General features: G+C 48.6%; 8 protein-coding genes and 1 pseudogene. All 9 read left to right on the top strand.

The genetic code is table 11. The features are described 5' to 3' along the window. Positions 1 to 825: DUF2345 domain-containing protein (locus ACGF7G_RS21105; protein WP_387468159.1), on the top strand; the 825-nt coding region annotated here is incomplete at its 5' end. Positions 826 to 836: 11 nt separating this feature from the next. Then, on the top strand, positions 837 to 1,874 hold the full coding sequence (locus ACGF7G_RS21100; RefSeq protein WP_387468157.1) for a DUF4123 domain-containing protein: 1,038 nt from the start codon (positions 837 to 839) through the stop codon (positions 1,872 to 1,874). Then, positions 1,871 to 4,495: a T6SS effector BTH_I2691 family protein gene (locus ACGF7G_RS21095; RefSeq protein WP_387468156.1), complete on the top strand. Its 2,625-nt coding sequence runs from the start codon at positions 1,871 to 1,873 to the stop codon at positions 4,493 to 4,495. Before ACGF7G_RS21100 ends, ACGF7G_RS21095 begins: the two co-directional genes overlap by 4 nt. Then, positions 4,492 to 5,481: a putative type VI secretion system effector gene (locus ACGF7G_RS21090; protein ID WP_133814750.1), complete on the top strand. Its 990-nt coding sequence runs from the start codon at positions 4,492 to 4,494 to the stop codon at positions 5,479 to 5,481. The genes ACGF7G_RS21095 and ACGF7G_RS21090 overlap by 4 nt, the downstream gene beginning before the upstream one ends. Before the next feature lie 166 nt (positions 5,482 to 5,647). After that, positions 5,648 to 6,541, top strand: a complete 894-nt coding sequence (locus ACGF7G_RS21085) for a hypothetical protein (protein WP_387468154.1) — start codon at positions 5,648 to 5,650, stop codon at positions 6,539 to 6,541. A gap of 200 nt (positions 6,542 to 6,741) precedes the next feature. Beyond that, on the top strand, positions 6,742 to 7,494 hold the full coding sequence (locus tag ACGF7G_RS21080; RefSeq protein ID WP_387468152.1) for a hypothetical protein: 753 nt from the start codon (positions 6,742 to 6,744) through the stop codon (positions 7,492 to 7,494). Positions 7,495 to 7,548: 54 nt separating this feature from the next. Then, positions 7,549 to 7,824 (top strand): PAAR domain-containing protein, encoded by a 276-nt coding sequence (locus tag ACGF7G_RS21075; RefSeq protein ID WP_166296400.1) that lies wholly within the window; start codon positions 7,549 to 7,551, stop codon positions 7,822 to 7,824. Beyond that, positions 7,824 to 8,996, top strand: a complete 1,173-nt coding sequence (locus tag ACGF7G_RS21070) for a hypothetical protein (protein WP_387468150.1) — start codon at positions 7,824 to 7,826, stop codon at positions 8,994 to 8,996. The genes ACGF7G_RS21075 and ACGF7G_RS21070 overlap by 1 nt, the downstream gene beginning before the upstream one ends. Next, positions 8,989 to 10,391, top strand: a pseudogene (locus ACGF7G_RS21065) (type VI secretion protein VasK); the annotation flags it as partial. The gene ACGF7G_RS21070 and the pseudogene ACGF7G_RS21065, both read left to right, overlap by 8 nt.

Genomic DNA, 10,391 nt, shown 5'->3' with positions numbered 1-10,391 from the left:
GGCGGTAAGAGTCAGCTCAATCTGGGGTATCTGGTGGACAGTCAGCAGCCACACCCGGATAAACGGGGAGAAGGTTTTGAGTTGCGGACAGACGACTGGGGGGTGATCCGGGCCGGTAAGGGGATGTTTATCAGTACTGACGGGCAACCCAAAGCCCAGGGGCCGGTGTTGGCAATGCAGGCGGTATTGTCGGAACTGGATGCCGCTATTCAGACTGCGGCGGGATTGCGTTACGCCGCTGAAGCGGCGAAAGCGGAACTGGCGGATATCGAAGCCCAGACCGCATTTATGGAGCACACCCTCAAAGAGCTGCAACAGCGGGCCCTCTTATTTTCAGCGCCGTCAGGTATTGCTCAGGTGACACCGGGCAACTTACAGCTTTCTGCCGGTGAAAATCTGATAGCAACAGTTGGCCGTGATGCGGATATGAGCATTACCAAGAAATTCCGGCTGGCGGTGGGTGAAACCCTGAGTTTATTTGCCAAAACCCTGGGTATGAAACTGTTGGCGGCTTCCGGCAAGGTAGAAATTCAGGCCCAGACCGGTGAGATGGATTTATTGGCCCAGCAGGCGGTGCGTCTGGTCAGCCAGGAAGACACGGTGACGATATCCGCGAAAACGGAACTGCGGCTGGAATGCGGTGGCGCATATATCTCGCTAAAAGACGGTCACATTTCGTTTGCCAGCCCGAAGAATGCCCGGTTTCAGTGCGATGTTTTCCAAAAAGCAGGCCCCGCCAGTCAGAGTTCAACCCTGACATTGCCTGACCGTTGTGCGTCAACGGCAGCGCGGATGGCCGATGGGCAAAATGGGATAGTGAATTAAGGGGACACGCCATGACAAAAACTGATATTCAAATGGGTTACGATTTTTCATCCGATGCTGAAATCCGGCAGAAAACCCAGTTGCTGGCTGACTTGCATACCGCATTTACCCAACAGGGGGGGAAAGGGCTATTGTTGGTTGATCCGGCGGTTTTTCTGGATACCCGGCAGGAAGAAAGGTTTCCTGCGGCGATTCTCAATCATCAGCCTGCCGCCATAGCGACTCGGATAAAGCATCCCCGTTTCGAATCCCGTCATTCTCCCTGGCTGATACCGCTGGATATCAACCAGCCTGAGGATGCTCACATGCTGACGCTGAGTATTACGCAAGCGTTGCAGGAGGCCGACCCGGCGGAGTTGATGGTCGGACGAGGTCGAATGGTTTGTGGCTGGCTGTTCAGTGCCAGCACGGTATCCACGATTGCACAACATCTTGGTATGACGGCGGTACAAACCTTGTCAACGGTACAGCAAATTGTACTGCGTTTTTATGATCCGGCGGTAAATAATGCTTTTTGGTCGTTATTGGATACCTGGCAGCGCTCACGCTTGCTGGGACCATTGACCGATTGGTATCTGATCGACGGCGACGGTCAGTTGCTGCATCGGAACAATACGGTGCCTTCGGTGGTGCAATACAGCTTTTCGCTGGCGCTGTCGCCGGAAAATGTGCAGGAAATGACCTGGTCAGGCCCGATGAACCGGGCACTGCGCCGCTATCGTCAGGAACATCGCAACCCGTTACGCCGGACAGAGTCCGCAGCGTTGGAGATTATGCTGGCCTTACTGCGCCGGGTCACTGAACGTTATGCCTTTGATAATGTTTGTGATCTGGAGGCGTGTGCCTTGCATGGTTTGCTATACCACCCTGAGATTGATCTACACCCTCGGATACAGTCATTGCTGTCCGGTGAAGAGGGTGACCATACCCGTGGCTATATTGAGCGTACAGTCAGACTGACCACAGAAGAATGGTTGGCGCTGGCCTGTGACTGCGCTCGTCCCGATGTTCCCGCTATTCCCCCAGTTAACCAGGAGATTTTGTCATGAGTCTTTCACCCTGTGATATGTGTCAGTCAATCGGCCCGGCACTGTTGCCGGTACGCTATTCGGTGGTGCCGGACAGTATCCATGAAACCTTGCCGGAGTGGGCCGAGACGTCGTTTCCAGCGGCCAAAGGCTACCATTATGCGCTGCGTGCCCTGAGGCAGGGGTTTTTATACGTCTATTACTCTTATGGCGGTGGTTTTCCACAAGAATGCTGGGAGACCTGGAGCATCAGCGAGGACGGGGCGCTGTGGCGGCAGTACTGTGGTCCCTTTGCGGTGCACGGTAAGAAAACCGCAGATTGTCACGCCCCGACGCATCAAAGCGCCAATGTGGAGTTTATCGTATTACAGGATATTGCGCTGCGTCAGGATACCTGGCTGGCCTTCTCGCCTTCGGCCTGGAGCCCAGAGACAATACAGTATTATCACGATCACCCCGACGCGCGGGAAAAGCGAATGCAGTGCGTGAAATCCTGGCAATGGCGAGGGGTGCCGGAAGGGGAGGGGATCAGCGAGGTTACGGCAGAGACCCTGAATACAGTGATGGATTACCATCCGGTGGATATGTATTGGCCCCCCTACCTTCTGCCTCACAACCCGACAGCGGCGCGTATCAGCCGGACAATGGAAGAGGCGCCCTACTATACGTTTACGCCTAACGCGGTTGGCCCGCAGGGGACCCTCTATCCGTGGAGCAAAAAGCGGGCAGGGAATGCGGACGCCACGGTCAGAGCCATGCAAAGACGGGGACAGGCAAGAGATGGCTCGCCGGTTTCACCGGTGTTGCTGGCTTTGCATGATCCGATTGGTATTGCACATGAACTGGCCGGGTGGAGTGATGATATCGCTGGTGAGCACGCCACGTGGTTGAAGGAGTTGTCGATTGAGTTTATGACCGACAGCTCGCTCAACGGGGTGAAAAACCAATTGCGTCAAATGAAAGCCGCGGATGTGCAAGGGCAGGTTGATAAAGTTCTTGAAGTCACTAAGCAGAAGGAGTACGGGGTTTTTTCCGATCAGCAGAAGGCTAAGCTCAGAGAGAATGTGACTCGTATCATGGTGAAAGCGAATGAGCCAACTTTTGAGCAAGCTTTTGCCCATGATTGGGAGAAATACACGAAAGAGCTGAATCTGGCTAAATGGCAGGCGTTTAACCAACAGTATGCCGATTTTTGTACTGAGGTAGCGAAAAAGCTGGAGCAGCTGGCTCAGCTCAGGGTGAGCTGGCTCCAGGAAAGTGGGTTTATCACCTGTTGCCGGGATTTCTACTCAACTCAGCTGGCGGATAACCTGAATTACCGGGAAGCGGTGGACTATGCCATGGCTTCACTGAATGTGACTAAAACGGGTAGTGCATTTTTAGACCGCTTAATCGCCCAGTATTCAACCTTATCGGAGAGCAATATTGTCTGGCGCTCGTTGCTGCTGAATAACCCGGACGTGATGGCGGAAATGGACGGATTTCTGCAACAGATGGGCGAGAATAAAGGGAATGTGAAACCCGCAAACATTGAAAAATTTATGGGCATGGTGTCGTCATTGAGCGGGAAACTGGCGGAGGCTTACGATAAGGCGAATGAAGCGCTGGAAAAACCGCCTAAGGCCAACAGCACATTTGCCCGTGCGATGCTGCATTGTGACCGGCGACTGGTCACGCTGGGTGACCGGTTCTTTAATTTTACCCGTTTAGGGAAAGTGATGAACAGCTGGAATGAAATGCTGAGTAAAACACTGTTCTCGGTGATTTCCGGCGTGCCGTTTGATCAGGCGGTTGGGCTGTCGGTATCACAGCTTAAAGATGGCGATGAGTTTAGGCAGCAGGTGTTGAAGGAGCTTAAGGCGTCGGGATATGAGGAACAGTTGAGAAAAAGTAATAAATATCAGTCTGATTTTAAAAAATTTTCCGAAAGTGCCGAAGGGGAACCTGCGTTAAAGAAATCGCGAATTAAATTACTGGTTTTGATTTTCAATGGGTTGGAGTTTTCCAATCAGTTAAAAGAGAGTAAAGGGGATACAAAGGGCCATGCCCAGGTAACTGCGGCGTTTTTAGGTACATTGAGTACCGCGATGGAGATTGTGACCCCGGTAGTTGAGCACGGCATAAAAAATGTGGCGGCGACTGACACTATTAAGTTTATTGGGGCGAGTGCAGGCACACTTGCTTCTGTATTAAATCTGGGGGGTGATATCAGTGACGCGGTTTCTGAATGGTCTGGCCGCCGACGCTGGCAGTTTATTGGGTTAATTGTTTGCAAAATTGGTGCTGATATTGGAGTGATGGTAAAAGCATCTAGTGGATTGTTGGAAATATTGCTAAGGAAACAGCTGACGAATGGTAATGTTATGAAAATCATCTTAGGAAGACTGGGGTCTTTGGCTGCTGGTAGGCTTATTGGTTTTCTCGCTAGCTGGCAGGTAATGGTTGGTATTCTTATTCTTGAGTGGCTGGTTTCATTATATGTCGATAATGAGTTACAAAAATGGTGCCGTAGCTGTGTGTTTGGTCTAGAGCCGGATGGTGATCTGAAATCAACCCAATTTATTGCCCCTGAATCACAGCGAAATACGTTGTATGAAGAACAAAGTAAAAAATTTGCTGACGCAATTAAGGTGATTTCATGAATACTTATCAGATGTTAAAAGATGCCATTGACTTTAAGGAATTGAAAAGTCAGAGAAGCAGTCTTGATACATGGATTGAAGTTAATCTTGAGTGGATAGCTGATCATCCAGACGATACGGAAGATTCAGAAAAGGAGATTGCAAAAACAAAAGAAAAGATCCCGCCACTGGATGCAATATTAGCAAAAGAGCCACCGCTGCCGGAATTACCACCCCGTAAGCCATTAATCAAAGTCAGTGGGGTATTGGAAGAGTTCGAGATACTCTGTGTCATGGGTTATTTTACCGATCAGGAATATGATCCCGAAGAATTTGCCCGTCAGGAGGAACGTGATCAATTCGGAGCGCTATTGTTTGCTATGATGGGCAATAGCGCAGCGGCGGCGGCGACTTCACGGACGAAAGAACGACCGGCTGATGCATGTCATTTTGTGCGGGGAAAAATCAATGGTATCCCTTTTCATGGTTGGTTAGGGTTGACCACCGTGAAAATAGGTGATTACGTTGAATTAGCCGTGACAGAGCAGGAAGAGTATTATGCTGTTTATGCGTTGGCAAACCCTGAGACTCGAGTCATTTCTATTACTCCGCGTTGTAATAAAGGGATCCGCTCAAAGGCAAGAGATGAAATATTTTATACTTGCTACATATTCCTTGCTGTTATTGTCGTTTGCCTTGCTGCCGGGTTTTTTTTTGTTAAAGACCATTTTTGGGATGGGGCAGAGATGGTAATTTTATGGTGTTTGTTTTTTTCGGTTTCACTTTCTCCCTATATGTACTATTTGAGTATCAAAAAACCATTTCCGTCAGTTAAACTGGCTCAAGATATTTTCACTGCATTGGGTTTTCCTAATCCTGAGAATATCAGCCTTGAGAAATTAACCAGAAAAAGGATTAAGGAGATGAAGTCCGATTTATTGGTTAAGAGTAGCGAAGATGTATTGCCGGATAAATATTGTATCCTGAGTCATCTCTATTATTACTGACTCAAGTAATTACCGGGTAAAAAACGGTTATGTTTAAAGATATTATTTCTTTGATCAGATTGGTTGAAAGTTTGAAATCAACCCAATTTATTGCCCCTGAATCACAGCGAAATACGCTGTATGAAGAACAAAGTAAAAAATTTGCTGACGCAATTAAGGTGATTTCATGAATACTTATCAGATGTTAAAAGATGCCATTGACTTTAAGGAAATAAAAAGTCAGAGAAGTAGCCTTAATACACGGATAGCGGTTAAGAGAGAAAGGATTCAGCGCTGCCCTGAAGATAGAGCCGAAGTGGAAAAAGCAATAGCGGAGGTTCAGGCTCAAATTCCGGCACTGGATGCCATCTTAGCAAAAGAGCCGCCACCACCGGAATTACCGCCGCGTAAGCCATTAATCAAAGTCAGTGGGGTATTGGAAGAGTTTGAGATACTCTGTGTGAAAGGCTATTTTTCCGATCAGGAATATGATCCCGAAGAATTTGCCCGTCAGGAGGAGCGTAATCAGTTTGGGGCGTTATTGCTTGCTATGATGGGTAATAGTGCAGCGGCGGCTGCGACTTCACGAACGAAAGAACGATTGGGTGAGAAATGTCATTTTGTACAGGGAAAAATCAACGGTCTCTCTTTTCATGGTTGGTTGGGGTTGACCACTGCGAAAATAGGTGATTACGTCGAGATCCGCACGAAGGCCAGAGATGAAGTATTTTACACTTTCTATATACTCTTTGCTGCTATTGTGATTTGTATTGGCTCTGTTGTTTGTTCAGTTAAAGACCATTTTTGGGATGGAGCAGAGATGGTAATCTTATGGTGGGTGTTTATTTCATCTGCAATTTCTCCCTATATGTACTATTTGAGTATCAAAAAACCGTTTCCGTCAGTTAAACTAGCCCAGGATATTTTCACAGCATTGGGTTTTCCTAATCCTGAGAATATTAGCCTTGAGAAATTAACTAAAAAAAGGATTAAGGAAATGAAATTTAATCCATCAATTAAGAATGGTAACGAAGTATTACCAGATAATTATGGTTTTCTGAGCCATTTTTATTATTACTGATACAAGTAATTGCCGGGTAAGAAACTGTTATGTTTAAAGATATTATTTTTTTAATCAGATTGGTTGAAATTCTGAAATCAACCCAATTGATTGACGCTGAATCGCCGTGAAGCTTTGAAAAATTCAGCAGCGAATTATCGAAGGTAAAGTGTTATCTAAATTTGAGTGATAGGTAATTTTGTGTAAATTGAGGTTTTTTTATGAAACAGATCTATAAAATGGTTTTCATCGGTTTTGCCATTAATGTATTAATATGTTTGGTTTCACTGGCGGCGACCCGGGTACTTTATGCTGGTTATGATGATCTTTCTTATCAATTACAGGGCGTGGTTGATAAGTTATTTATCGTGGATAAAGTGTTACAGGTTTTCATTTTCCTGCAAATTGTTAATTTATTTATTATTATCAAGATACCAAGGTATGCAAAAATCAGTTCTTTTATCGTGTCCTGTGTCTTTCCGTTTGGCGTGGTTTATTTCATTGGGTGTTTATTGTCGATTCAACGCGTGGCACTTTCTTCATTTACTGAATGTGAGAACAATAATACGGTCCCAGATAGCGAGGTTTGTTTTTTACGGCACGAGTATCGATACCAAGCGTTAATTTGGAGCGGGGGGGCTATTTTACTCTTGATAAAAGGTTTAAATAGTACGTGTATCACGATGGCGGTGATGCATTATGTCTCATATCGTAAAATAAAAGATCGTTATTTCTTTGCCGAGAAAGAGAACGGATTTTTATTAACCCCGACCCCTTTTAGTAAAACGATTTTTTTGCCTTATGGATGTATTGAACAGGTTGAACCACGTAAAAATAAAGTGATTGTTTCCGTCAAATTAAAGGAAAAAATCGACATAGTGTGTTCAACGAAATGTATTGATAGAGCCGTGCTGGAAAAAGTCGTTAATACACTTTCTCTGGTGGCGTCAAATAATCAGGGGGATAAACAGTAGCGATTACCGCTCTTGAGATGTGAAAAATTTATTTTTAATTATACCGGAGTCATTATGTTTGAAGGCATTATTCGCCTGGGTGATAAACTCAGCAGCGGCGGTGAAGTGATTTCCGCTTCTTCCTCAATAGAAATTGACGGTAAAAGCGCCGCGTTATTGCATGATGTAGTCAGTTGTCCGCTGGAAGGGCATGGTATTAACCGTATTGTCAAAGCCAATGCCAAATTTATCTCTGATGGCAAGCCGGTTGCTTTTGATAAAGCCCTTTGTCAATGCGGTTGTTATGTTATTTCCAGTACATCGAAAATGGGTACCGGAGGGAAAGCGTGATGACCTGGGAAATTCCGGAACCGCATATTGTACACTGGCCAGCGTCGTTGAACTGGTCACGCTGGTGGCGGCTGTTCAGTCTGATGTGCTTTGTTACTGTGGTGGCTGCCAGTGGTTTTTGGTTCGTGTTTGCAGATCCCCGTAGCGTGTTTTATGCCCTGGCTGCGGTGGTGGGAACCGCGATTGTGTTCGGGTTGATAGCCGGTTGGCAGTTTTTTCGTTACGGCGTGGAACTGGAGCAGGCGGAGTTACTGACGCAGGAAAACACCTGGCAGGAAGCTTATTGGCAAGCGTGGGCTTCACAGAACATGAAAGTCGTGGATTATCATGCGGTTTTTCCGCCTGAAGTCCCGTCCCCGGCGGAGAGTGAGGTGTTAGTCAATGGCGATAGCGCTCTGGTCTTACCACCTTTTCCGGGGCATGCCTGCTTGTTTGAAGAGGTGTTAGGGCCGATGCGCCATAGTTTGCTGAAACAGGTTGCTCGTCGCCAGTTGACTATCTATTTCCCTTTCCCGGTCGCAGAGAGCGTTTGGCATCAATTCTGCCAGGTTTGGCAAAAGCTGGGGTTTTCTGTGTCGCAGTTACAAGGCCCGATCGTGTTGAAACCGGATTATGCCAGTCAACTCAACGACTGGCTGGTGACGGAAAGCCCGGCGCTGATGCTGATAATCACATGGTCGTGGGAAAATCATGATGGGCGTCGCAGGGCCAGTGATGGCGCAGTGGCCTGGCTATTAACAGCATCGTCTTCTAAGCTGCCGGCAAAATGTTGTTTGCATCGTACGATGACGACAATGCCTGATGATGTGCAACGGGATATCGCCCGGTTTCTGCATTATCAATGCCCGGCTGCCACGGCGGGGACGCTGTGGGACAACGATGTTGATCCTGCCATAAAAGATTGCTTACTTATCCAGTTGAATCAAGTGTTGACATCTTCGTTATCACCGGAAGTGACGACAGTCCCGATCATGCCGGATCACCAGAGTGTGAGCCACTGGCTTGGGAAATCAGGGGATTTTACCGACTGGTTTACCCTGACGCTCGCCATGAGGATGGCGGAATATCAACATGTCCCTCAGCTTTTTCTGCTTTCTCAGCATGCTACGTTACAACTGGGGACGGTTTCCCCGGTAAACCCGGCGATTTCATCAGGAGATTCCTATGTCTAAAGCGTTTATTACCCGTAATCTGGGGGTGGGGTTGATAACCCTGCTGATAGCACTGGTGTCAGGCGGGCTGCTATATCTCCGAGGGGATCAGTTAGGATTAAATACGCTGGCGCTCAAGATAGTGGTCTGGGTAGTCAGTATGGTGGGCGTCATCTGGTTGTTGAACCTTATTCGTGACGGCAAACAGAGAACACCCCCACAGAAAGTGCCTGTCAACGCTTTCCGAGGAAAAGCCCTTTCCTCGAAAGAGCCATCTTATTTTGAGGCGCTGGAAAGCTGTGTTCGTCGGCGCTATGGTTATTTCTGGCGTTTTAAAGTGCGAATTTTACTGGTGACAGGTAAAAAGGCGCAGGTGGAAGCCATCGCGCCGGGGCTGACAACCCAACACTGGCTGGAAGGCCATCGTACGCTCCTGCTGTGGGGCGGCAGTTTACAAACTGAACCCGATACCGCGCAACTGGCAGCCCTGCGTCGCTTGCGCCGTTTTCGTCCGCTCAACGGCATCGTCTGGGCCCTGACCGAACAACAAAGCGCCCAGCCGGTCTGGATGGATAAAGCCCTGCGGATGTTGCAAAAACAGGCCCAGCAATTGCACTGGCAGGCTCCCATCTATTTGTGGCAGGTGTGCCACAGTCTCTGGTCACAGGCAGGGCGGGTGACGCAGGCGGTGGGGTGCTTTTTACCTGAACGCTGTACACCCGAGATAGTGGAGACTCACCTGCAACAGTTGATTGACCCGATGCGTAAGCTGGGGATGCAGCAAGTCCTGGCAGAGAACGCCCATGATTTCCTTTATCGTCTGTCATCCACCCTGGAGAAACAGGGGATTGCCCACTGGCGTAAGGTGTTGACACCGTGGCTGGCGGAGTACAGTGAGATGGTGTTGCTGCGCGGATTGATGTTCAGTTTGCCGCTGGAGCCGAACCGGGACGCGGGACCGCAGAACTGGCTACCCGATTTTGCCTGGCAGGGGGTGTTGACTGACAGTCTGCACTGGCACGGCCGACGGTTCGGGTGGATCCAGAAGCGCAATGTCTGTCGTGGCCTGATGGTACTGGCGTTATTGTGGGGGGCTGGCAGTGTGCTCTCCCTTTTCACCAACCGGGACCAGATAAAGGTCGTGCAGGCGGCAGTGACCGACCTGAAAACCCGCCCGGAAGCGTCTGACGCCCAATTGCTGGCGTTCAAGACCCTGCGTGATGAACTGGGCCGGGTGCAGCACCGGGCCGAATACGGCGCGCCCTGGTATCAGCGTTTCGGCCTGAATCAAAATCAGCCGCTATTAACGGCGGTACTGCCGTACTACACCCAGGTGAATAACCGGCTGATACGGGATAAGGCGGCGGCGATACTGCACCAAAAACTGAGCGCGCTGGTGGACCTGCCCCCGGGCAG

Origin of the sequence: Photorhabdus sp. RM323S (assembly GCF_042879375.1) — a bacterium.
Classification (GTDB): domain Bacteria; phylum Pseudomonadota; class Gammaproteobacteria; order Enterobacterales; family Enterobacteriaceae; genus Photorhabdus; species Photorhabdus tasmaniensis.
Note: the sequence above shows the minus strand (reverse complement) of the source record. Positions and strands in the feature narration are given on the sequence as shown.